At 69.3% G+C, this 21802-nt stretch carries 20 protein-coding genes; 11 read left to right on the top strand and 9 right to left on the bottom strand.

All coding sequences use genetic code 11. From position 1 onward, the window contains the following. Window positions 1-3: 3 nt before the first annotated feature. Genes IEX33_RS14410 through IEX33_RS14420 form a run of 3 tightly spaced genes read left to right on the top strand, consistent with a single transcriptional unit; the run spans window position 4 to window position 3797 of the window. Window positions 4-1092, top strand: a complete 1089-nt coding sequence (locus IEX33_RS14410) for an ABC transporter ATP-binding protein (protein ID WP_188731284.1) — start codon at window positions 4-6, stop codon at window positions 1090-1092. Then, entirely contained in the window at window positions 1089-2453 is a 1365-nt protein-coding gene (gene ggh, locus IEX33_RS14415) for a glucosylglycerate hydrolase (protein ID WP_188731286.1), read from the top strand. The genes IEX33_RS14410 and ggh overlap by 4 nt, the downstream gene beginning before the upstream one ends. Before the next feature lie 3 nt (window positions 2454-2456). After that, window positions 2457-3797: a Gfo/Idh/MocA family protein gene (locus IEX33_RS14420; RefSeq protein WP_229675396.1), complete on the top strand. Its 1341-nt coding sequence runs from the start codon at window positions 2457-2459 to the stop codon at window positions 3795-3797. Here IEX33_RS14420 and IEX33_RS14425 read toward each other — a convergent pair. Further along, window positions 3787-4416 (bottom strand): HutD/Ves family protein, encoded by a 630-nt coding sequence (locus tag IEX33_RS14425; protein ID WP_188731288.1) that lies wholly within the window; start codon window positions 4414-4416, stop codon window positions 3787-3789. The genes IEX33_RS14420 and IEX33_RS14425 overlap by 11 nt on opposite strands. A gap of 119 nt (window positions 4417-4535) precedes the next feature. Here IEX33_RS14425 and IEX33_RS14430 point away from each other — a divergent pair, with 119 nt between their 5' ends. Further along, window positions 4536-5147, top strand: coding sequence for a phosphoribosylanthranilate isomerase (locus IEX33_RS14430; protein ID WP_104186461.1), 612 nt, complete (start codon window positions 4536-4538; stop codon window positions 5145-5147). A 99-nt stretch (window positions 5148-5246) separates the two neighbouring features. After that, the gene (locus tag IEX33_RS14435; protein WP_104186460.1) at window positions 5247-5648 is read left to right on the top strand and encodes a YccF domain-containing protein; all 402 of its coding nucleotides are present in this window, start codon (window positions 5247-5249) and stop codon (window positions 5646-5648) included. 77 nt (window positions 5649-5725) lie between these two features. Here IEX33_RS14435 and IEX33_RS14440 read toward each other — a convergent pair whose 3' ends face one another. Together IEX33_RS14440 and IEX33_RS14445 are read right to left on the bottom strand one after the other, a co-directional pair. Beyond that, on the bottom strand, window positions 5726-6535 hold the full coding sequence (locus tag IEX33_RS14440; RefSeq protein WP_188731289.1) for a 2-phosphosulfolactate phosphatase: 810 nt from the start codon (window positions 6533-6535) through the stop codon (window positions 5726-5728). Further along, complete coding sequence (locus IEX33_RS14445) at window positions 6532-7401, bottom strand: DUF4031 domain-containing protein (protein ID WP_188731292.1); 870 nt, start codon at window positions 7399-7401, stop codon at window positions 6532-6534. Before IEX33_RS14445 ends, IEX33_RS14440 begins: the two co-directional genes overlap by 4 nt. A gap of 255 nt (window positions 7402-7656) precedes the next feature. Here IEX33_RS14445 and IEX33_RS14450 point away from each other — a divergent pair, with 255 nt between their 5' ends. The 5 genes from IEX33_RS14450 (at window position 7657) to clpB (ending at window position 13641) form a co-directional block, all read left to right on the top strand. Further along, window positions 7657-8064, top strand: a complete 408-nt coding sequence (locus IEX33_RS14450) for a TOBE domain-containing protein (protein WP_104186457.1) — start codon at window positions 7657-7659, stop codon at window positions 8062-8064. 41 nt (window positions 8065-8105) lie between these two features. Next, a complete protein-coding gene (gene modA / locus IEX33_RS14455; protein WP_188731737.1) occupies window positions 8106-8843 on the top strand; it encodes a molybdate ABC transporter substrate-binding protein in 738 nt (245 codons plus the stop codon). Window positions 8844-8868: 25 nt separating this feature from the next. After that, the gene (locus tag IEX33_RS14460) at window positions 8869-9750 is read left to right on the top strand and encodes an ABC transporter permease (protein WP_188731294.1); all 882 of its coding nucleotides are present in this window, start codon (window positions 8869-8871) and stop codon (window positions 9748-9750) included. Continuing rightward, window positions 9747-10793 (top strand): sulfate/molybdate ABC transporter ATP-binding protein, encoded by a 1047-nt coding sequence (locus IEX33_RS14465; RefSeq protein WP_188731296.1) that lies wholly within the window; start codon window positions 9747-9749, stop codon window positions 10791-10793. Before IEX33_RS14460 ends, IEX33_RS14465 begins: the two co-directional genes overlap by 4 nt. Window positions 10794-10995: 202 nt before the next feature. Next, window positions 10996-13641, top strand: a complete 2646-nt coding sequence (gene clpB / locus IEX33_RS14470; RefSeq protein ID WP_188731298.1) for an ATP-dependent chaperone ClpB — start codon at window positions 10996-10998, stop codon at window positions 13639-13641. Between the two features lie 48 nt (window positions 13642-13689). On the opposite strand, the gene IEX33_RS14475 is transcribed toward clpB, so the two are convergent. After that, window positions 13690-14349 carry a septum formation family protein gene (locus IEX33_RS14475; RefSeq protein WP_188731300.1) on the bottom strand — a complete coding sequence of 220 codons (660 nt, stop codon included), beginning with the start codon at window positions 14347-14349 and terminating at the stop codon, window positions 13690-13692. Window positions 14350-14619: 270 nt separating this feature from the next. Between IEX33_RS14475 and IEX33_RS14480 the strand changes: the two genes are divergently transcribed. Next, window positions 14620-14853, top strand: a complete 234-nt coding sequence (locus IEX33_RS14480) for a DUF3073 domain-containing protein (RefSeq protein ID WP_050053419.1) — start codon at window positions 14620-14622, stop codon at window positions 14851-14853. 210 nt (window positions 14854-15063) lie between these two features. On the opposite strand, the gene IEX33_RS14485 is transcribed toward IEX33_RS14480, so the two are convergent. From IEX33_RS14485 to IEX33_RS14505, 5 genes are all read right to left on the bottom strand, one after another. Continuing rightward, a complete protein-coding gene (locus tag IEX33_RS14485; RefSeq protein ID WP_188731302.1) occupies window positions 15064-16881 on the bottom strand; it encodes an ABC transporter permease subunit in 1818 nt (605 codons plus the stop codon). Further along, window positions 16881-18431, bottom strand: coding sequence for an ABC transporter substrate-binding protein (locus IEX33_RS14490; RefSeq protein WP_188731304.1), 1551 nt, complete (start codon window positions 18429-18431; stop codon window positions 16881-16883). Before IEX33_RS14490 ends, IEX33_RS14485 begins: the two co-directional genes overlap by 1 nt. Before the next feature lie 80 nt (window positions 18432-18511). Continuing rightward, window positions 18512-19918 (bottom strand): MFS transporter, encoded by a 1407-nt coding sequence (locus tag IEX33_RS14495; protein WP_188731306.1) that lies wholly within the window; start codon window positions 19916-19918, stop codon window positions 18512-18514. Further along, complete coding sequence (locus IEX33_RS14500) at window positions 19915-20775, bottom strand: ABC transporter ATP-binding protein (protein ID WP_188731308.1); 861 nt, start codon at window positions 20773-20775, stop codon at window positions 19915-19917. Before IEX33_RS14500 ends, IEX33_RS14495 begins: the two co-directional genes overlap by 4 nt. Further along, on the bottom strand, window positions 20772-21590 hold the full coding sequence (locus IEX33_RS14505) for an ATP-binding cassette domain-containing protein (protein ID WP_188731309.1): 819 nt from the start codon (window positions 21588-21590) through the stop codon (window positions 20772-20774). Before IEX33_RS14505 ends, IEX33_RS14500 begins: the two co-directional genes overlap by 4 nt. Window positions 21591-21802: the final 212 nt, after the last annotated feature.

The following is a 21802-nucleotide window of genomic DNA, read 5'->3' on the forward strand; positions in this document are numbered from 1 at the left end:
TCCATGGCTGACATCTCGATCAAGGGTCTCAAAAAGACCTACCCGGGCAGCACCGAGCTGGCCACCAACAACGTTTCCCTTGATGTTGCCGAGGGCGAGTTCATGGTGCTCCTGGGGCCTTCGGGCTGCGGAAAGACCACCCTGCTGCGCATGGTAGCCGGACTGGACTTCCCGGACGAGGGAAGCATCTCCATCGGCGGCAGGGACGTGACCTACCTGCCGCCACAGGACCGGAACCTGTCCATGGTGTTCCAGTCCTACGCTGTCTTCCCGCACCGGAAAGTCCGCACCAACATCGCGTTCGGCCTGGTCATGAAGAAGGTTCCCAGGGACGAACTGGAAAAGAAGGTCGCGTGGGCGGCGGACCTGCTCCAGCTGACCCCCTACCTGGACCGGTACCCCGCCCAGCTGTCGGGCGGGCAGCGGCAGCGCGTCGCCGTCGCACGCGCCATCGTCATGGACGCCGACGTGCTGCTCATGGACGAGCCCTTGTCCAACCTTGACGCGCTCCTGCGCCTCGACTTCCGGGCGGAGCTGAAGAAGATCGTCCAGCAGCTGGGCTCCACCACCCTCTACGTGACCCACGACCAGGTGGAGGCCATGAGCCTTTCGGACCGGGTCGCCGTGATGAAGAAGGGGCAGATCGCCCAGCTGGGCCATCCCATCACGGTTTATGAGGAGCCCGCCGACCGGTTCGTGGGAGGGTTCATCGGCTCACCGCCCATGAACTTCCTGGAGGGCCGCGTCACCCAGCATGGCGCCCTGGAAGTCGCCGGCCAAAGCACCGAGGCCCCTGAATTCCTGGCCCGCTCCGCAGCCCGGTCCGGCGGCCTCCCCGTGATGGTCGGAATCCGGGCGGAGAACATCTACCTCGAGGACCGCGGCACGCCGGGCACCCTGGACGCCACCGTGGAAGTGGTGGAACCGCTGGGCCACGCCACGCTGCTGACCGTGGACCTGGGCGGGCAGACCATCAAAGTGCAGGTGGCCTCCACCGTGCGGGTCTCCTCGGGAGAAAAGGTGGGGCTGCGCTTCGACCAGGCCGCCATCCGGTTCTTCGATACGGAAACCCAGCTTGGACTCACGGCATGAGCCACGCGCCGGAGGGTAACAGCGACGACAGCTATCCCATCCGTACCCTTGGGGAGCTGGGGAGCCGGGCGAGGGACGTCCTGGCGGCCAACGACATCGGCACGATGGTGACGGCGGCGCCGAACCTGTACCCGCACATGTGGAGCTGGGATGCCGCCTTCGTGGCCACCGGCCTCTCCACCGTGAGCGTGGCCCGCGCCCTGCAGGAGCTGGACTACCTGGTGGCCGCGCAGTGGAAGAGCGGAATGATCCCGCACATCGTGTTCTCCGACGTCCCTGGCTACTTCCCCGACGTGGACCGGTGGGGGACCCGCGGCGTTTCGCCGGAGGGCGTGCAGTCCAGCGGCATCTGCCAGCCGCCGGTCCACGCCACCATGCTGCGCCGCATCGTGGAACGGGCGACGGCGGCGGGCGGCGAGGATGCCAGGCTCGCGGAGGATTTCACCCGGCGGACCCTGCCGCACTGGATCGACTGGCACGCCTGGCTGCGGAGCGCCCGCGGCGGGGACGGCTCGGGCCTGCTCACCATCTACCACGGCTGGGAGTCCGGGATGGACAACTCGCCGCGCTTCGACGGCCCGTACTCCAGGGTCCAGCCCGGCGACATGGAGCCGTTTGTCCGCACGGACACACTCAAGGTCACGGACCACAGCCAGCGTCCCAGCGACGAGGAGTACAGCCGCTACCTGTGGCTGGTGCAGCAGATGGCCGACGTGGGATTCGACGACGCCCGGCTGCCCGGGGTGATGTCCTTCCAGGTCAAGGATGTCTTCATGTCGGCGATCTTTGCCGCGGCCAGCGAGGACCTCGCCGTGCTGGCTGAACAGTTCGGCCTGCCCGAGGAAACGCCCCAGCTGCGGCAGTGGGCCAGGGAATTCCGCGACGGCGTCGACGCGACCGTGGATGCGGAGACGGGACTTGCGCGGGACAGGGACGTGCTGGCGGGCGAATGGATCGGACCGCCCACCATCGCCGGGTTCGCGCCCCTGGTTTCCACCGCGGACCAGGCCCTCCTCGACAGGCAGCTTGAGATCTTCGAAGGGCCGGACTGGACCGGAGACCCGCGCCTGGCCTTCCCGCTGCCGGCCTCCACCTCCACCACGTACGAAGGATTGAAGCCCCGCCAGTACTGGCGGGGGCCGGTATGGCCGGTGATGAACTGGTACCTGGCCCACTGCCTGCGCAGGCGCGGCGACGGGAAGCGATACGGCCAGTTGCGCGAGGCCTCCCTGGCGCAGCTGATGGAGGGCCACTTCGGTGAGTACTACGAGCCCTTCACCGGTGAACCGCTGGGCAGCATGGACCAGTCCTGGACAGCGGCCGTGGCGCTGGAATGGCTTGCCGATCCTGGGAACGGCTGATCCGTGGGCGCCCTGCCGCCGGGCCTCCCCGCACACGACGACGGCGCCGCCAGCAAGCACGCAGGCCCGGTGCGCCTCCTCATCGCCGGCGCCGGAGCCAGGGGCGCCGCCTATGCCCGGCTCGCCGCTGCCACCGGCCGGGCCACCGTGGTGGGCCTTGCCGAGCCGCGCGCCGAGCTGCGCGATCCCCTGGCAAAAGAACTCAGGGTCCCGGACAGCGGGGCTTTCGGTACCTGGCAGGCAATGCTGGCCACCCGCCTGCCGGCCGACGGCATCATCATCGCCACACCGGACCGTGAACATGCGGGCCCCTTCGCAGCAGCCGCAGCCCACGGCTACCCGATCCTCCTGGAAAAGCCCGTCGCTGTCGACCCCGCCGGCTGCGCCGAACTTGACCGCCTCAGCCGTGAAACCGGCACCAGGGCAACGGTGTGCCACGTGCTGCGCTACACCCCGCTGACCGCACTGCTCAAGCAACTCCTGGCCGGCGGAGCGGTAGGCCGGATCATCTCCGTCCAGCACCTGGAGCCCGTTGGTTTCTGGCACTTCGCGCATTCCTACGTCCGCGGGAACTGGCGCCGCGAGGAAAACTCAAGTCCGTTCCTGCTGGCCAAGTGCACACACGACGTCGACTGGCTCTCCTTCATCATCGGCAGCAGGCCCCTGCGGGTATCCTCCTTCGGGCAGCTGGCCCACTTCCGTCCCGAGGGGGCACCGGAAGGCGCAACCCGGCGCTGCATCGACTGCCCGGCTGAACCACGCTGCCCCTACTCCGCGCTGAAGATCTACGGCGCCGGGCGGCCACCGAACGGCGGCAGGCCGGACCCGGCACGGGCGTACTTCGCCGACGTCGTGGATCCTGGCGGCACCCCCGAATCACTGCTGCACGCCCTGGCCACGGGACCCTACGGCCGCTGCGTCTATTTCTCGGACAACGACGTCGTGGACCACCAGGTGGTGAACATCGAATACGAGGACGGCACAACCGCCGCGTTCACCGCCACGGCCTTCACCGCCGCGGGCCCCCGGCGGACCCGCATCTTCGGCAGCCACGGGGAGATCACCATCGAAACCGGAGCCATCTCCGTCTACGACTTCCTGACCGGAACAACAACTGTCCACCCCGTGCCCGCTGCCGTGCCGCAGGTCCGGGGCGAAAAGCACGAGGGCGGCGACCGCGGCCTCATCTCCGCCTGGGTTGCCGCGCTAGCCGGCGGAGACTGGTCGGGGGTGGTGTCCGGACTGGACGAGTCCCTGGTCAGCCACGCCGCCGTCTTCGCCGCCGAGGAAGCGCGCCGGAACAATGCCGTAGTGGACGTCGGGCGCTTCAGCCTCAGCCAGTAACCTCATCGATGGACACAACGGCCAGGAAGCCGCGGCCCAGGATCTCCGGGGAACCGCTGTCCGAGCCCACCACGGCGTCGTAGCGGTCCAGTGCCACCGGCCCGGGCACCCCGGACCCGGCTGCAGCGGCCGCGGCAGGGGCAGCAGGGGCAGAGACCGTGGCCTGGCCCTGCAGCAGGACGCCCAACTGGCCGGCGAAAAGGGGGTGGGCGCGTTTCTTCGAGAGCTCGATGATGGACGTAAAGCCCTTGTACTTCCCCGCCCGGGTGATGACGTTGAGGTTGCGGACGTCCCCCGTGGGGAGGGCGCAGGTGGTGTCGGCCCCGCCGGGGAACCGGAACGGGCGGTACTTTTCGAGGGGATGTTCAGCACCATCCACGGTGAGCAGCAGGAGCTCGCCCTCAACCACCGTGAGCACCCGCTCCATTCCGGGAAACGGCGAGAAGTCCCCGGCTTTGCTGACCTCGGCGATGCTGACCCGCCAGTCCCACCCGCCGTCGTGTCCGGAGGCGCCGTGTTGTCCGGAGGCGGCGCCGGAGTGGCCCGCGATCTGGCGTGTTACCCCGCCGCCGTTGCGCCACGGTTCGGATTTAAGGTCGGCAAAGCGGATGATCTCCATCTGTTCAGCCTAGTTGCCCGCGCAGGGCGGGGTGCAGGCGGCAGGTGTCGGCAGCTCCCATCCTTCCCTGCTACTCTCCTCCGGGGGGACAACACGAAAACAGCCTGAAGGAGCCGGGAATGTTCGTCAAAGTGTGTGGTCTCAGCACGCCAGAATCTGTCCGTGAAGCGGTGGACGCCGGAGCGGATGCGGTGGGTTTCGTCCTCACCGCCAGCCCCCGCGTGGTTTCGCCCTCGCAGGCATCGGCCCTGCTGGCAGAGGTCCCGGAAAGGGTTCTGCCGATCGGCGTTTTCCGCGACGAGCCCGTTGTTGACGCCGTGGCCATTGCCCGCGCCGCCGGGCTGGAATGGATCCAGCTGCACGGCACGCGCACCCGCGGGGACGTTGCCACCGTGCACGACGCCGGGATGAAGCTGGTCAGGGCCGTCACCTTGAGTGCCACGCCCGAGGAGCTGGAGGACTGGGGCGAGGACCTGCTCCTGATCGACGCCGCCGTTCCCGGTTCGGGCGAGGCCTGGGACTACGGTTCGGTGGCCGGCCTCCCTGCCCTGCAGGGACGCAGCTGGCTGCTGGCCGGCGGCCTGGACCCGGAGAACGTGGGGAAGGCATCAGCTGCCGCCCACGCCTGGGGAGTGGACGTTTCCTCCGGTGTTGAGGCATCCCGCGGCGTCAAGGACCTGGCCAAGGTCCGCGCGTTTGTGCATGCGGCGAAAGCCGAGTCCACGGTTTAGGCGGCACCGCGGTTGAGGCGGCACATCGGGAGCCGGTTCAGGGGCCTCTCAGGGAAGCCCCTGAGCTGTTTGCCGGCGGACGCGGGGGACAATGGATGAATGAAGACACTGCTCAACATCATCTGGCTGGTTTTTGGCGGATTCTGGCTCGCGCTCGGATATTTCGCGGCCGGTGTCATCTGCTGCCTGCTGGTCATCACCATCCCGTGGGGCATCGCCTCGTTCCGGATCGCTGCCTACACCCTCTGGCCCTTCGGCCGCACCGTGGTGGACAAGCCCGGCGGCACCGGCGTCTTCCCTCTGCTGGGCAACGTGATCTGGCTCCTGGTGGCAGGCGTCTGGATCGCGATCGGGCACGTGGTCACCGCTTTCGCCATGGCGGTCACCATCATCGGCATCCCGCTGGCCATCGCCAACCTGAAGCTCATCCCGGTGTCCCTGATGCCGCTGGGCAAGCAGATCGTGCCCACCAGCCAGCCGTTCGTCTCCACCTATCGGTAGGCGGGAGCTGCCGGCCATTTTGCCTGCCGGCCTGGGCACCAGCCTCCGTCTAGAGGCCAGCCCGTTGGCCGCACCGGTCAGCGCGGACTGAACACCCCGTTGACCAGGAGGGCCACGGCGTCGCTGTCGTCCAGTTCGGCGGCGATATCGACGTCCGCCCCGTAGCCGCCGCCGGCCAGTTCGCGGCCGCTTGAACAGCCGTGGAGCATGTCGCGGAGGCGCGGCTCGGCGGCTTCAAAGGCGGCCATGGCCGCTACGGCCTCCGGCGAGTAGCCGTGCCGGCCGTCTTCGGGCTCGTACCCGCCCTTGCCCGCGGCCACCAGGCCGGCGATGAACGCGCCTGCGCCGATCTGGTCCTCCACGGCGGGGCGGAGGCCGCCGCCGGGCCAGCGCTCCCCGGCGGCAATCACTGCGATGACGGCATCCGCGGAGAGGTTGGCGGCCGCCCACTCGGCGGTGGCGGCAGCGTTGCGGAGGCTCACGGCGGCCACCAGGGGGACCTCGCGGGCCAGCTCGTGGCAGAGCGCGGAGCCGTTGGGCGACGGCAGGACCACCCGGTCCAGGGATGCCGCGGCCCGGAAGCTTGCGGGGGAGAGGCTGAGCCCGCCCCCGTCGCGGGGACCGGCCAGGTGCGCGCCGTGGCGTGCGGCGAAGTCCTCAGCGCCGGTGTCCTTCCACGGAAAGGGGAAAACTTCCGCTCCGCGGTCCAGGGCGACGCTGACGCAGGTGCTGAAGGACAGGACATCCACCACCACGGCAAGGTCCGCGCCGGACGCTACTGTCCTGGCGCCGTCGAGCCCCCACTCTATCCGGACGGCGGAGGGCAGCTGCCGGTGTGCCGCGCTGGCCGTCATTGTGTGGCGGGGATTGGAGGTGGATGCGTTCACGCCAGTTCGCCTTTCAAGTTGCGGTGTGCGGCGTCCAGCCACAGCTCCCGTGCCCTGCCGCTGTGGAACAGCGGGTCCAGTTCCAGCAGGCGGCGCACGACGGCGGTGCGCCCGGCGGCGAAGTCGGCGTCGCCAATGTGCGCGTAATCCTGGCGGACGGCCGCAACGTACCGTGCGTACTCCCCAGGTTCCCCGCCGAGGACGGAGAGGTCGGCGTCGCAGAGGAGCGCGCCGTCGTCGTCCCCTTGTTCCGGGCGGTGGTCCGAAGTCAGCCGGACCAGCCGCCCCACCTCGTACGCTTCCGTTTCCGGAAGACCTGCTGCCTGCAGCCGCTCTTCGGCGAGGCGGGCGGACTCCTCCTCGTCCTGGCCGGCCACGCCGCGGTAGACGGCGTCGTGGAACCAGGCCGCCAGCAGGACCGTGCGCGGCGGATCGGCAGGATCGGTGAGCAGGTCGAGGGATTCAAGGACGGACAGCAGGTGGGTGCAGCCGTGGTACCGGCGGTGCGGCTCGCTCCAGCGGTCCAGGAGGTCCAGGAAGAGGGCGTCGTGGCCGGGCATCACGGTGTTCCAGCGGTTCAGCAGCGGAACCTTCAACGACTTGTTGCGGCGGCGGGCGGGGATGCGGAGGCCGCTGGCGATCAGCGTGCGGACCAGGATCCGGGCTTCGACCGGAACGGCACCGGCAGCCACCAGGTCATCGAAGCGGCGCTCCGGGACGTCGTAATGGTCGCCGTCGAACGCCCGCTCGGGGATGCCCGCCGCGGCTGCGAACAGGTGCAGCTCCTCCAGCGACTCATCCGAAACGAGGTGGGAGAAGTGGGTTCCGTGCGCAGGCCACAGCGGCGGGTCGATGTAGATGGCCATGGGGGAAGTCTAATTGGGCCGGAACCCTTGGAGGGGGTGCGCTCCCGCCCGGTTACGTGGTGGCGGCGGCCGGTTTCCGCGCCGACCCGCCGGCAGCTCCGGCGTGTCCGGGCAGGCAGCCGGGCAGGAGCGCACGCCGGGCCGGAACCAGGCACAATCAGGGTGTCCACCGGAGTGGCGCCCGCAACCTAACGATCGCCGGAAATGCGACAGCAGGGGGCGCTTTCATCCGTATCTGCGGATTAGACTGATGGCATGACGATTATCCGCGTGGCCGAGGCGGCCCGGTTCCTGGGCGTCAGTGACGATACCGTCCGGCGCTGGACGGAGAACGGGAGCCTCACCCCGGTAAAGGACGACGCCGGCCGGCTGGCAGTCGACGGGCTGGAGCTGGCCCTGCATGCGCAGAAACTCGCGCAGCTTCCGGATGATCCCCACCGCACGGGCAGCTCGGCCCGCAACCGGTTCGTGGGCCTGGTCACCAACATCACCGCGGACAAGGTCATGGCCCAGGTGGAACTGCAGTGCGGGCCGTTCCGTGTGGTGTCGCTGATGAGCAGCGAGGCCGTGCGGGAGCTGGGGCTGGAACCGGGTTCCGTGGCCACCGCAGTGGTCAAAGCCACCACGGTGATCATCGAAACGCCCCGGGGCAAGGCGCTGTGACGGGGAAACAAAGACTGACGGCGCTGCTGCTGGCGGTACTGATGACCGCTTCGCTGGCCGCGTGCACCGGCAAGGGTGACGCGGATGCCGGCAGTGGCAGCAGCACGCTGACCGTGTTCGCCGCAGCCTCCCTCAAAAGCAGCTTCACCGAACTCGCCGAACGCTTCGAAGCGGAAAACCCCGGCACCACCGTCACCCTCAGCTTCGCGGGATCAGCTGACCTGGCCACCCAGCTCAGCCAGGGAGCGCCCGCGGACGTGTTCGCGTCCGCGGACTCCGGCACCATGGCAAAGGTGCAGGAGGCCGGCCTGGTGGACGGCGGACCGCGAAACTTTGCCACCAACACCCTGGCCATCGCAGTCCCGCCAGGAAACCCGGCAGGCATCCGCTCCTTCGCGGACCTGGCCAAAGCCGGTATCAAACTCGTGGCCTGTGCCCCGCAAGTGCCCTGCGGGGCGGCTGCCGCCAGGGTGGCGGACAGCACCGGTACCGTGCTCAGCCCGGTCAGCGAGGAAAACTCCGTGACGGACGTCCTGGGCAAAGTCATCTCCGGTGAAGCGGATGCAGGGCTCGTATACGTCACGGACGTCCGGTCAGCCGGCGCCCGGGTGGAGGGCATCCCCTTCCCGGAGGCAGGAGCCGCAGTGAACCCGTACCCTGCCGCCGTGCTGGCCGGCAGCCGCAATAAAGCCGCAGCCGGCAGGTTCCTGGATCTTCTGGCCGGACCCGAAGGCCAGGAGATCCTGGCGGCGGCCGGCTTTGGGCCGGGCCCCGCGTGATGCGCATCCACGGGGCGGGCGCCAGGTGACCGGCGGGCACGCGCGCCGCCAGGCGTACACCGGCGTTCCCCGCTGGCTGTATGGGCTCGCAGTCCTGGCCGCCCTGGTGGTGGTCCTCCCGCTCGTTGCGATGGTGGCGCGGGTCAACTGGGCCAACTTCATTCCGCTGGTCACGTCCGCGCCGGCACTGGCGGCGCTGGGCCTGAGCCTGCGTACGGCGGCGGCCAGCACTGCCCTCTGCATTGTGCTTGGGGTACCGCTCGCGGTGGTCCTGGCCCGGGGCAGGTTTCCGCTGCTGGGGCTCCTGCGCTCGCTGGTGTTGCTGCCGCTGGTCCTGCCGCCGGTGGTTGGCGGCATTGCCCTCCTGTACACGTTCGGCCGGCAGGGACTCCTGGGCGGGGCGATCGAGGTGCTGGGACTGCAGATCGCGTTTTCCACCACCGCCGTGGTGCTGGCCCAGACGTTTGTGGCCCTGCCGTTCCTGGTGGTGAGCCTCGAAGGTGCCCTCCGGACCGGCGGCCAGAGGTACGAGGCCGTGGCCGCGACGCTGGGGGCAACGCCGGGAACCGTCTTCCGGCGCGTCACGCTCCCGCTGGTCTTGCCGGGGCTGGCATCCGGGGCGGTCCTTTCCTTCGCCCGGAGCCTCGGGGAGTTCGGCGCCACGCTTACGTTCGCCGGCAGCCTGCAGGGGGTAACCCGGACACTGCCGCTCGAAATCTACCTGCAGCGCGAGACCGACCCGGACGCCGCCGTCGCGCTTTCCCTGGTACTGGTGGCTGTGGCCGTCGCGGTGGTGGCCCTTGCCTACCGGCGCTCCGGCGGCAGGGGCCCGGATGGGAAGGCCAGGAAGCAGGCTTCGGGCGAGCGGCCGACGACGGCTGCCGGGGCGGGCGGTGCCCTCACGTGACGTTCTCGTTCCAGGCAGCCGTGGCAGAGCGCGGTTTCGACGTTGCCCTGTCGCTGGGCGCCACGGAAACTGTGGCCGTGATGGGTCCCAACGGCGCCGGCAAGTCCACCCTGCTCTCGGTCATCGCCGGGCTTGTGCGGCCGGACGGGGGACGGGCCGAGCTGAACGGCCGGACTCTGTTCCACCTGGGGGACGGGGAGAAGCGGTGGGCCGCCCCCCATCACCGCGGGACGGCGCTGCTGGCCCAGGAGCCGCTGCTCTTTCCGCATCTCACCGCGGCTGACAACGTGGCTTTCGGGCCGCGGAGCGCGGGGACGCCGAGGCGCCAGGCTATGCAGCAGGCGGTGCGGTGGCTGGACGATGTTGAAGCCGGGGACCTTGCGGGCCGCCGTCCTGCCGAACTGTCCGGCGGGCAGGCGCAGCGCGTGGCGGTGGCCCGGGCGCTCGCCGCGGATCCCGGGCTCCTCCTCCTGGACGAGCCGATGGCGGCGCTGGACATCCATTCCGCCCCGCTGCTCCGGCGCCTGCTCAAGCGGGTCCTGGCGGACCGGCCGGCCATCATCATCACCCATGACGTCCTGGATGCCCTGATGCTTGCCGACAGGGTGGTCATCCTGGAGAACGGCCGGATTGCTGAGGAAGGCCCCACCCGGCAGGTCCTGCACAAGCCGCGCAGCGCGTTCGCCGCCGGGCTGGCGGGACTCAATTTTGTGGTGGGAACCTCCGCCGGTGACGGCATCCTGGCCGCCCGCGGGCATATTGCCGGCCACAGCGAGGACCCCGTCCCCGCCGGCCGTCCCGCGGTGGCCGTGTTCCCGCCGTCGGCCGTTTCTGTATTCCTCACCGACGCGCACGGCAGCCCCCGGAACTCCTTCGCAGTGGCCATTACGGACCTGGAACCTCATGGGGACCAGATCCGGGTGCGGGGCGGCGGGCTGGCGGCTGACATCACGCCTGCCGCCTTGGCGGACCTCGGGCTGGTCCCGGGGATGACGGTGCACCTTGTGGTCAAGGCCGCAGCAGTGTCCGTCTACCCGCTGTAGGACTATCCGCAGCGGGGATGTCCTAGGGGCTGTCCTACAACGGGGGCAAGCACCAGCCCCGCCGAAATAGGGTCTGTCGCCCCTGTCGCCGGCCGCGTGGAGCTGTTTCGCTGTAGGCAAACAGTCATCAGGAACGGCGCAAAACCAAAGTTGAGCGTAGTAGACTCAAGTTAATAAAAACTGCCCCCGGAAGGAGCTCTCTTTGGACGTCAAATTCACCACCAAGAGCCAGGAGGCTCTCTCGGCTGCGGCCATGAACGCCTCCACGGCCGGAAATCCCCAGGTTGAACCGGCCCACCTGCTCAAGGCGCTAATGGACCAGCGCGAAGGCGTGGCCGTGGCGCTGCTCCGCGCCACGGGTGCGGACCCGGACTCCGTCAGCGTCCAGGCGAGCAGCGCCATTAAGGCGCTCCCTGCCACCTCCGGCGGATCCAGCCAGCAGGCGCAGCTCTCCCGCCCTGCGCTGCAGGCCATCCAGAACGCCAAGGAGGAAGCGGACCGGCTGGGCGATACCTTCGTCTCCACCGAGGTCCTCCTCCTGGGCCTCTCGGCCGGCAACGATGCCGCGGCCCGCCTGCTGCGCGACGCCGGCGCCTCCCATGAAGCGCTGCTCGCCGCCCTGCCGGGTGTCCGCGGCGACGGGAAGGTCACCAGCCCGGATCCGGAGAACACGTTCCAGTCCCTGGAAAAGTTCGGCACGGACCTGACCGCCATGGCCCGCTCCGGCAAGCTTGATCCCGTGATCGGCCGGGACGCCGAAATCCGCCGGATTGTCCAGGTCCTGAGCCGCCGCACCAAGAACAACCCCGTGATCATCGGTGAGCCCGGCGTCGGCAAGACCGCCGTGGTGGAGGGCCTGGCCCAGCGCATCGTGGCCGGGGACGTGCCGGAAAGCCTCCGCGGCAAGACCCTCATCGCCCTGGACCTGGCGTCCATGGTGGCGGGCGCCAAGTACCGCGGCGAGTTCGAGGAGCGGCTCAAGGCCGTCCTGGAGGAGATCAAGAACTCCGAGGGCCAGATCGTCACGTTCATCGACGAGATCCACACCGTGGTGGGTGCCGGCGCCACCGGCGACTCATCCATGGACGCCGGCAACATGCTCAAGCCCATGCTGGCCCGCGGCGAGTTGCGGCTGATCGGTGCCACCACCCTGGACGAGTACCGGGAGAACATCGAAAAGGACCCGGCGCTGGAGCGCAGGTTCCAGCAGGTGTATGTGGGTGAGCCGAGCGTGGAGGACACCATCGGCATCCTCCGCGGCCTGAAGGAGCGCTACGAGGCGCACCACAAGGTGACCATCGCGGATGCCGCGCTGGTGGCTGCCGCCACGCTGTCCAACCGCTACATTTCCGGCCGGCAGCTGCCGGACAAGGCGATCGACCTGGTGGACGAGGCCGCGTCCCGGCTCCGCATGGAGATCGACTCGGCGCCCGAGGAAATCGACCAGCTGCAGCGGCTGGTGGACCGGCTCACCATGGAGGAGCTGGCCCTCCAGGACGAAAAGGACGCCGCGTCCATTGAGCGGCTGGCCGCACTCCGGGCGGACAAGGCGGACAAGGAAGAGGAACTGAACGCGCTTAAGGCGCGCTGGGAAGCCGAAAAGGCAGGCCTCAACCGGGTAGGCGATCTCAAGGCAAAGCTGGATGAACTGCGCAGCGCCTATGACAAGGCCGCCCGCGAAGGTGACCTGGAAACAGCCTCGCGCATCCTCTACGGCGAGATCCCCGCCCTGGAACGCGAGCTGAACGCTGCCGCGGAAGCCGAGGCCGCCGTCGTGGACAAATCCACGCAGATGGTTGCCGAGCAGGTAACCGCTGACGACATCGCCGAGGTCATCTCCGCCTGGACCGGCATCCCGGCCGGGCGCATGCTGCAGGGCGAGAGCCAGAAGCTGCTCCATATGGAGGAGGAACTGGGCAAGCGGCTGATCGGCCAGACGAAGGCGGTCACGGCGGTCTCCGACGCCGTCCGGCGCGCGCGGGCCGGCATCAGCGACCCCAACCGTCCTACCGGATCGTTCCTCTTCCTGGGGCCCACCGGCGTCGGAAAGACGGAGCTGGCCAAGGCGCTGGCGGACTTCCTCTTCGACGACGAACGCGCCATGGTGCGCATCGACATGTCCGAGTACGGGGAGAAGCACTCCGTGGCCCGGCTGGTGGGTGCGCCTCCGGGGTACGTGGGCTACGAGGAAGGCGGCCAGCTCACCGAAGCCGTCCGCCGCCGCCCGTACTCCGTTGTGCTCCTGGACGAGGTGGAGAAAGCCCACCCCGAGGTCTTCGACATCCTCCTGCAGGTGCTCGACGACGGCCGGCTCACCGACGGGCAGGGCCGCACCGTGGACTTCCGCAACGTCATCCTGGTGTTGACCTCCAACCTGGGCAGCCAGTTCCTGGTGGACCAGACCCTGGATCCGGACGCCAAGCGGAACGCCGTCATGGCCACCGTCAATGCGTCCTTCAAGCCCGAGTTCCTGAACCGGCTGGATGAGGTGGTGCTGTTCGACGCCCTCACCGTTGAAGAGCTGGCGCACATTGTGGAACTGCACGTGGACGAACTGGGGCGCAGGCTCCGCGACCGCCGCCTGACGCTCGAGGTCACGGAAGGTGCGCGGGCCTGGCTGGCCCTCTCCGGGTTCGATCCCGCCTACGGTGCCCGGCCCCTGCGCCGGCTGGTGCAGCGCGAGATCGGCGACCGCCTGGCGAAAGCCATCCTGGCCGGCGATATCAGCGACGGCGACACGGTGCTGGTGGACACGGCCGCGGACGTCGGAGAACTCACCGCGGCCGGAACCGACCTCCCGGCGGCGGAGGGTCGCAGCAGCGGACTCTCTGTCCGCCGGAAGGACTAGGGGCGGCCGGAAAACAACAGGCAGGGTGCTGCCCTGGCGGCGTGGCCGCTAGGGCAGCACGCTTGCGTTGATCACGTTCCCGCCGGGGGCCGTCACGTAGCAGTCCACCCTGCGGTCACCGGATTCCCAGCTGGTGGTGCTCGGGAAGCTGCGCTCGTAGTTGAGGTCGTAGTCGTTGGCTGCCGGGCCCAGCCTGGCGGCCTGGCACGCTTCCAGCGCCTTGGCCTTCAGTGCCTCGGCGCCGGGGTAGGAATCACCCTCCGGGTACCGGAACAATGCCACGAGCTGGGCCGAGTGCCCGGTATCGCAGGCCACCACGGTGGATGCCAGTGCCTCGGGGTCGAAATCCTTGAAGCAGTCGCCCAGCGCGAAGTCGGCGGGCGCCACCCCCTCGCGGGGCAGTGGCAGCGCCGTGGCGGGCGGCGCTACCGTGGTTTCCAGCACCCCCGCAGCACCACTTCCGGAAGCGCCCGGTTCCTGGTTTGAGTCCAGCCACAGGGCAAGCCACACCAGGGAACCGACGACGGCCAGCAGCACAACAACGAACACTGCAATCCACAGCGTCCGCCCGTTGACCCTTCCGGAATGCGCTGCGTCCTCCGGTTCCATGCGGGGGTGCAGGACCGGTTCGGCCGCGGGTGCAGGCACGCGCGGCAGGCCGGCGGCGGGTGGCGAGGCCGGCCTGGGCGGGACGTCCTGGTGGTTCACGTGGTGCATCCTCCTGGTTCTCTGCGCAGCGGCGGGCCGGCCCGCTGTCCATATCAACAGATGTTTTAGCGACTCTACCGAAGAAAAAAGCGGGAAACCCGCGGTTTGGCGCCCTGATGGTAACCCAGGCCACCCCAGGGCGCCGCGCGTGGCAAGCGGGGGCAGTCGAAAGCATGTAATCTAGGTGTACGACAAATTGACCAAACATTCCGGGGCCTCACCTACGCCAAGGTGACCACCTCCGGTCCAAGTACAAAAGGGGGTCACGCCATGGGGCGCGGCCGTCAAAAGGCAAAAGCTACCAAGCAGGCTCGGGATATCAAGTACTACTCCCCGAACACTGACTATTCGGCACTTCAGCGTGAGCTGACGGGTCCGGGCAGTCGTGCCACGAGCCATTATGCGAATGAGCCAGTCGAACCTGACTATTCGGCTTATGTGGATAAGTACGCGGATGATTTGGAAGAAGACGACGACGAGGTAGACACCCGTCGGATCGGCTAGTTGTCTCAAGGTGCTGCTGCCGTAACGGGGCAGTCCTGGTGACGCCGCAGCACCAGTGGACCCAATGCATGGATCCTGGTCTTTGGACCAGTGCAGCGCTTCTTTTCGGCCCCCCGGTCCCACTGGACCGCTGGGGCTGACTTCAGTTATTGGGCCCGCTGCCCGCACCGGAAACGGCGCAGGCAGCGGGCTTTCTGCTGCCCAGGAGACCTACCGCGCCCCTGCCGGCGCCTGCACGCGCTCCGGCGCCTGCACCGGATCTGTCCCGGACCGCGGGACGGCTCCCGCCCCGTTACCGGCGGTGACCCTGGCCCCGTGTCCGGCTCCTGCCAGCCCCACCGCCACCACCGACGCCAGCACCAGCGCGGACGCGGGTGCAAGCACCGCCCAGGGGGCACGTTCAACGTAGCCAATGCCCTCGGCCAGGATGAGTCCCCACTCCGGCGTCGGCTGCTGCGGGCCCAGTCCCAGGAAACCGAGCGCCGCCAGCGCAAGGGCAACCCCCGGCAGCCGGAGCATCGCGTGGCGCAGCAGCGGCCCTGGCACCGCCGGGAGGACATACCGGAACATGATCCGAGCCCTCCCCACCCCCAGCACCGGAAGGATCTGCACATAGGGCTGGGCGCGCGCCTCCTGGGCCAGGGCCGCCGTGTGCGCAGCCAGGGGAGCCCAGCTGACCGCGGCCACCGCCACGGCAGCGCCGTGTGCCGAGGGGCCGCTGAGCGCCGCCACCACCAGGCCAGCGAGGATGGGCGGTGCCGCGTTCGCCACCTCAAGCGGTCCCGTGGCTGCCAGTGGAAAGAGCCCGACGGCGATTCCCACGGCCAGGCAGGCCAGCACCACAACCAGAGCGGTCCCCAGCGTCCCCACGGCTCCGTGCCCCACACGGGCCAGCAGGTCGCGACCGCTGGCATCGGCACCGAACGGAAGCGACCAGCCGGGAGCCGCAAGCCTGGCATGGTCCGAGGTGAAGGGATCGCGCAGCAGCCCGGCCCCCACAATCAGGAGCAGGGTGACGCCGGCCGCCGCAGGCAGGGCCAGCTGGCGGCGGTTCCCCGGCCGCGGAGGTTCCGCAAGCGGAAGGGTGCCGAAGCGGACCGCAGGGCCGATCAGCAGGTACCGGGCCGCCGTCGTCAGCGTTCCCACCAGCAGGGCGAGGCCCATGAGCGCCAGCATGCCCGCCTGGAGCGTGGGGATGTCCTGCGCGCTGGCGGCTCCGAGCAGCGCCCGGCCGAGCCCCGGGATGGCGTAGACCTTTTCCACAGCTACTGCGCCGCCGGTCAGTCCAATCAGGACCAGCCCGATCTGCGGCAGCACTGCCGGCAATGCGCGGCGGAGCACCGCGGCGGTCAGCCGGACAGGCCCGGCCCCGGACATCCGCCAGGTGGCCACCCACTGTTCGGCGAACCCTGCACGGATGGCGTCTGAGGCCAGGAGCCCGATCAGCCCGCCTGCAGGAATGCCCAGGGACAGGGCCGGAAGCACCGCGTACTCCGGACCTTTCCACCCGAAGGGCGGGAACCACCGGAGCCAGATGGCACCGGCCACCAGCAACATGGCGGCCAGGAGGAACTCCGGCAGGGAGGTGAGGGCTGCTGACAGGGCTCCCGACGCCGGCCTCCTCCGTTGCTGCAGCCCGTCCATGACCGCGGGTGTGCAGAGGAGCAGGGCGATGATGGCGACCGCGGCAAGGGCAAAGGCCATCAGGGTCACGGAGACACTGAGGGCGGATACGATGCCGGGCGCCACGGGCGTGTTGCTGATCCAGGACGTGCCCAGGTCTCCGGCGAACACGCCACGGATCCAGGACAGGAAGAGGGGGAGTGGCCCCTGCTCCAGGCCGAGTTCCGCCCGGACCGCGGCCAGGGCCTCGGGTGTTGGCTCCCGGTCCGAGTACCGTGCCCGGAGAATCGTGTACTCGGCGCCGCGGCCCGAGAGCCACGGCATCATGCCGATCAACACCACCAGGGCTACCAGGGCGAGGACCCGTGAAACGGTGACTTTCACAAAAGCCGTTCCGCCGGGCATCAGCCTGCGGAGCCTGTGCTGCCGGCGATCCGGGTCCTGCTGGTCACCAGCGCGCGCTCGCGCGGGTCACGCTCCACTCCGCCCACGCGCGTGGATTCGCCCTGGATGACGCGTTCGTGGAGCAGGGGGATGGCGGCGTCACGGGCAAGGATGAGGCTTTCGGCCGCGGAGATGGCGGCCCTTCGTTCGGGGCCGGCAGGAATGCCCGCGGCCTTGGCCAGGGCGGCGTCCACCGCGGGGTCGCAGAACTGGGAGATGTTGAAGGAGCCTGCACAGGAGAAGTCGCTGTAGAGGTAGGCAACCGGGTCACCGGAATCAAGCACCGTGGCGCGGGAGAGGATGAAGGCATCGAACTTACCGGCCAGGGCGTCCGCCTCGATGTGCTGGTACTCCCTGACGTCCTGTTCCACCACGAAGCCGGCAGCCTCCAGCTGCTGCTCCAGCTGGACAGCCACCTCCGGCAGTTCGGCGCGGTCGGTGAAGGTTCCGAGCCGGATGGGCGTTCCCGGGACCGCGGTTGCCGCCGCCCGGGTGGCCAGGGCAGCCGCGTATTCCGCGCTGTTCCGCTGCTCCGCGGCCCAGGGAAGGGCCGGGCCCAGCAGCCCGGCGGCTTGGTCCGCCCGGCCTTCGTAGACCCTGTCCACGATGGTCCCGGCGTCGGTTGCGGACCGGGCGGCGGCGCGGACAGCGGGATCGGCAAACGGTCCCGAGGCCGTGTTGAGGTACAGCGTGTTGGTCCGCGGCATGGGCACCTCGTGCACCAGCGCCGGATCGATCTGGGCCACCTGGCCCACGGGGATGGCTTCGACGATGTCCGCGTCGCCGGTCCGGATTGCGGCGGCCCGGGCGGTTCCGTCCGGGACGAACTGGACGTCAACGCCCTCCGCTTCCGCCTGCGGTCCCCAGTACCCGTCGAAACGGTCCAGCCGGGCGGAGGACGTGCCGTCGACCGAAACCAGGCGGTAGGGCCCCGTTCCGGCATTGACCGGGCTGACCACGCCGCCTTCCCCGTACGCCGAGGCTGCGAGGATGGCCAGCTGGGGGCTGGACAGCCGCTGGGGCAGGAGGGGGTCGGGCGTCGCCGTGGTGATGGTGACGGAGTTGGCGTCCCCGGCCTGGGCAGTCAGCTCCACGCCGTCCAGGATCCGGGGCTTGGGGCTGGCCTGTGCCGCGGCTGTCAGCGAAGCCGCTACTTCTGCTGCGGTCATCGCTGTTCCGTCATGGAACCCGACACCCTCCCGCAGGGTAAAGTTCCAGGATGCCGGACCGGTCTGCTGCCACTCGGTGGCCAGCGCAGGCTGCGCCTCACCGAGCTCGTCCAGCTCCACCAGCGTTTCGGCGGTTTTCCAGCGGGACAGCTTGAACGCGTCATCGCTCAGCGGGGACAAGCCGGACCGCGGCGGCTGGAGCATGGCCAGCTTGATCCGGCCTGAATCGGTGCCGGGTCCGGCTGCCTGGTCGTTTCCGGCCGCGAAGCATCCGGTCAGGCTCGTGGCCAGGAGCAGCACTGACAGGCCGGTAAGTGCCGGGCGGAGGCGGGGTCTGGACATGGGGGAGTACCTTTTCCTTCAGTTGGGTTGTTTGAATGCTGTGTTGCCGGGTGTGGGCGCCTGCGCCAGGTTCCGGCAGGTTAGGTTTTGGTGGGCAGGAGCCGGGGAAGTCCGACGGCGGGAAGCACCGTGAGTGCCGCCAGCAGCACCCAGGGCCAGGCGGCGTCAGGCCCCGGCTGGGAGACTCCTGCGTAGAGCGGTCCCAGGACAATGTTGCCCAGCAGCACGGCGCAGCCGCCCATGCTCGCCAGGAGGCCGTAATAGATCCCGGTCCGGCGGCCGCGGGCGAAGTCCAGGACCAGCGGCATGGCCACCGGGCCGATGCACATGTGGCCGAGGCACAGTCCCACCACGAGCAGCAGCGGCGGCAGGAGCTGCATGGTGCCGGCGGCCGGAACCTGGGCAAGTACGGCCATGCTGCCGAAGGCCAGGCCCTTGAGGATGAACCCCACAGTGAGGGCCCGTCCTGCGCCCATCCTGGCTGTCAGCCGGGAGATGGGCCACTGCAGCGCAACGGTCAGCAGGGACGCGACGGCGAACAGGCCGGCCAGCACCTCTGGGCCTGCTCCTGTCCTGGCCAGCTCGACGGGAAGGCCGAAATAGAGCTGGTTGTAGGCGAGGAGGTTCACGCTGTACAGGGCGGCGAACGCCACAAAGCGCCTGTCCCGCAGCATTGCGGCTGTCCCCTCGGTTCTTCCGGTTCTTCCAGAACGCTCGGAACCACCGGAACCACCGGAACCACCGGAACCCTCGGTCCCGTCGAAACCACCGGAACCATCGGCCTTCTCAGCCTTCTCAGCCCTCTCGGTGCTCTGGGGCGCTGCGGCCTGCCGGGCGGCTGGCCGCAGCGGGGTGGCAGGCTTCTGCATGGCCGGTGACTGACGTGGCTCTTCCGCAGGCAGGCTGTGCCACAGCACCCCGGCCATCACGGTGAAGACCACTGCCCCGGCCAGCGCGGCCCAGGTGAAGGAAACGCCCAGCAGCAGGGCGCCCAGCAGGGGACCTGCCACGGCTCCGATTTCCCCGCAGATGGCAAGCAGCGCAAAAAGTGCCGGTGCCTTCCCGCCGGTGCTCCGCCGTCGTTCTTCCGCCTTCCCCACCAGTGATTCCAGCGCCGGTGAGAAGAGGGCGCCGCCCATGCCCGTGAGCACCGCGCCCAGGAGGAACAGGGGAAAGCTGCCGGCCATGGCCAGCGTGAGGTAGCCCGAAACCCGGACCAGGCAGCCCGCCAGCATTGCCCGCCGTGCTCCCCACCGGTCCGTAATCATGCCGCCCACCAGGAAGAGCCCCTGCTGGCTGAAGACGCGCGCGCCCAGGACGATGCCCACAGCCGTTGCCGCCAGGCCGAAGTCGCGGGTCATGACCAGGGCCAGGAAAGGCACCACGGCGTAAAAGCCGATGTTGAAGACCAGTTGGCTGGCCAGGAGCAGCCCGGAAGCGGGACGCAGCGCTGTGGCGGTCCGCCCCGTGGTCTCAAGCGTCGTCACGCGGCACCGGCTGGGATGGCTGGCGGAAAGTGCAGGGCTGCTGATGCCTGCACCAGCGCGGCCGCTTCGGGGCTGCCCGGACTGTCCAGCACCCGGTGTGTGGGCCCGTGCTCCACAATGCGGCCGTGCGCCATGACGGCGGTGGTGCCGCACATCCGGGCAGCGGTGCCCAGGTCGTGGGTGACCAGGAGCAGCCCCAGTCCTTGCTGGTGCACCAGACTGCCGAGCAGTGACAGGACGGTGTCCCGCAGGGGAAGGTCCAGGCCGCTGACGGGCTCGTCGGCCAGCAGGTAGGCCGGCTGCACTGCCAGTGCCCTGGCGATGGCCACCCGCTGGTTCTGGCCGCCGGACAGTTCGCCCGGCCGGCGCTCCAGCAGCCCGGCAGGCACCTCGACGCGTTCCAGCGCCTCACCCACCATCGCCCTGTGGTTGCCCGCCACGCGGAGTTGGCGCAGGGGCTCCCTCAGCAGCTGGGAAACGGTCATGCGCGGGTCCAGGCTTCCTGCCGGGTTTTGCGGGATGTACTGAACCGCCTGCCGGTACCAGCGGAGGGACCGGGCCAGGCCGGGTTTTACCTCGTGGGCGCCCAGGGCCACCGTTCCTGCGGAGGGTTTTGCCAGCGCCAGCAGGATGCGCACCAGGGTGGATTTGCCGGAGCCCGAGCTTCCCACCAGGGCGGTACTGCTGCCGGGTGCCAGGTGCAGACTGACGTTGTGGAGGGTGCCGTCGTGGCGGGGGCCGTGGATTCCGCCCCTGAAGCGGGGTGCTGGATAGGCGAACGAGACGCCGTCTGCGGCGAGTGCTCCGGTCGTCTTGCCGCCGCCGTCGCTGTTGCTGAACGCGCCGCCGTCGCTCACGCCGCAACCGCCGTCGCTGTTGCTGAACGCGGCGCCGCACCTTCCGCTGAACTGTCCGCTGCCAGCGGCTCCCCTGACCGCGAGGCAGCCTGCACCAGGCGCACGGTGTAGGGGTGGCGGGGGTTGCGCAGCAGGTCCGCCATGGGACCCTGCTCTACGATGCGCCCGGCCTCCATCACCAGCGCGCGTGTGCACAGCGAGGCGGCCGCGGCCAGGTCATGGGTGATGAACAGGAGGCTGCGGCCCCCGGTGCTCCACATGCGGAGGGTTTCCAGGACGGTATTTTGCGTGACGGCGTCCAGGGCGGTGGTGGGCTCATCCGCTACCAGGACGGGGGCGCCGCAGGCCAGGGCAAGGGCGATGCAGGCGCGCTGCAGCTGCCCGCCGGACAATTGGCCCGTGTATCGCGGCAGGAACTTGGCGGGTTCCCCAATGCCCGCCCGCGCCAGCAGCCGGGCGGCTTCGGCCTGTGCGTCTGCGCGGCTGTATCCAGCGGAGCGCAGGGGGATGGCGAGCTGCCTGCCGATCGGAACCAGGGGGTTGAGTGCCGTTGCCGGATCCTGGCGGATCAGTGCGGCCTGGCCCTTGCCTGATCCTGCCCCGAATCCTGCCCCGAAGGTGATGGTTCCCCCGGCTGATATCCCCTCGGGAAGCTGGCCGGCCAGGGCTGCGGCCGTCAGCGACTTGCCCGATCCTGAGGCGCCCAGCAGCGCAACGCGCTCCCCAGCCACCATTGAGAATGTCAGGGGGTGCACCAGCTGCCGGCCGCCGCTTGAGAGCGCGAGGTCTGTCACGGACAGGGCGGGTGCAGGCATGGCAACGTCATTTCATGTGAGGACTGAGCAGGGGTCGCTTCACATGCTATCAATAATCATTCGCATTAAGGTGCAAAGCTGCGGGAATCGTGGTTCGTGCGCTTGGCGCGTGCGCGCAAAAGAGCCCCGGCTAGTGGCCGGGGCTCTTTTCATGAAGCTCTAAAAGAGGGTGTTGGGTGAGGCGTTCTCTCGCCTGTCCCTCACTGGCTCCG

This window comes from Pseudarthrobacter scleromae (assembly GCF_014644515.1).
GTDB classification, from domain to species: Bacteria; Actinomycetota; Actinomycetes; order Actinomycetales; family Micrococcaceae; genus Arthrobacter; species Arthrobacter scleromae.

What these genes read in the sequence shown, in the direction of transcription:
- IEX33_RS14435 (WP_104186460.1), top strand. Translation starts at nt 5,247, where the DNA reads ATGAAGACACTGCTCAACATCATCTGGCTGGTTTTTGGCGGATTCTGG.
- IEX33_RS14490 (WP_188731304.1), bottom strand. Translation starts at nt 18,431, where the DNA reads ATGTCCAGACCCCGCCTCCGCCCGGCACTTACCGGCCTGTCAGTGCTG.
- IEX33_RS14430 (WP_104186461.1), top strand. Translation starts at nt 4,536, where the DNA reads ATGTTCGTCAAAGTGTGTGGTCTCAGCACGCCAGAATCTGTCCGTGAA.
- ggh (WP_188731286.1), top strand. Translation starts at nt 1,089, where the DNA reads ATGAGCCACGCGCCGGAGGGTAACAGCGACGACAGCTATCCCATCCGT.
- modA (WP_188731737.1), top strand. Translation starts at nt 8,106, where the DNA reads ATGACCGCTTCGCTGGCCGCGTGCACCGGCAAGGGTGACGCGGATGCC.
- IEX33_RS14410 (WP_188731284.1), top strand. Translation starts at nt 4, where the DNA reads ATGGCTGACATCTCGATCAAGGGTCTCAAAAAGACCTACCCGGGCAGC.
- IEX33_RS14485 (WP_188731302.1), bottom strand. Translation starts at nt 16,881, where the DNA reads ATGCCCGGCGGAACGGCTTTTGTGAAAGTCACCGTTTCACGGGTCCTC.
- IEX33_RS14425 (WP_188731288.1), bottom strand. Translation starts at nt 4,416, where the DNA reads ATGGAGATCATCCGCTTTGCCGACCTTAAATCCGAACCGTGGCGCAAC.
- IEX33_RS14450 (WP_104186457.1), top strand. Translation starts at nt 7,657, where the DNA reads ATGACGATTATCCGCGTGGCCGAGGCGGCCCGGTTCCTGGGCGTCAGT.
- IEX33_RS14445 (WP_188731292.1), bottom strand. Translation starts at nt 7,401, where the DNA reads ATGGCCATCTACATCGACCCGCCGCTGTGGCCTGCGCACGGAACCCAC.
- IEX33_RS14505 (WP_188731309.1), bottom strand. Translation starts at nt 21,590, where the DNA reads ATGCCTGCACCCGCCCTGTCCGTGACAGACCTCGCGCTCTCAAGCGGC.
- IEX33_RS14480 (WP_050053419.1), top strand. Translation starts at nt 14,620, where the DNA reads ATGGGGCGCGGCCGTCAAAAGGCAAAAGCTACCAAGCAGGCTCGGGAT.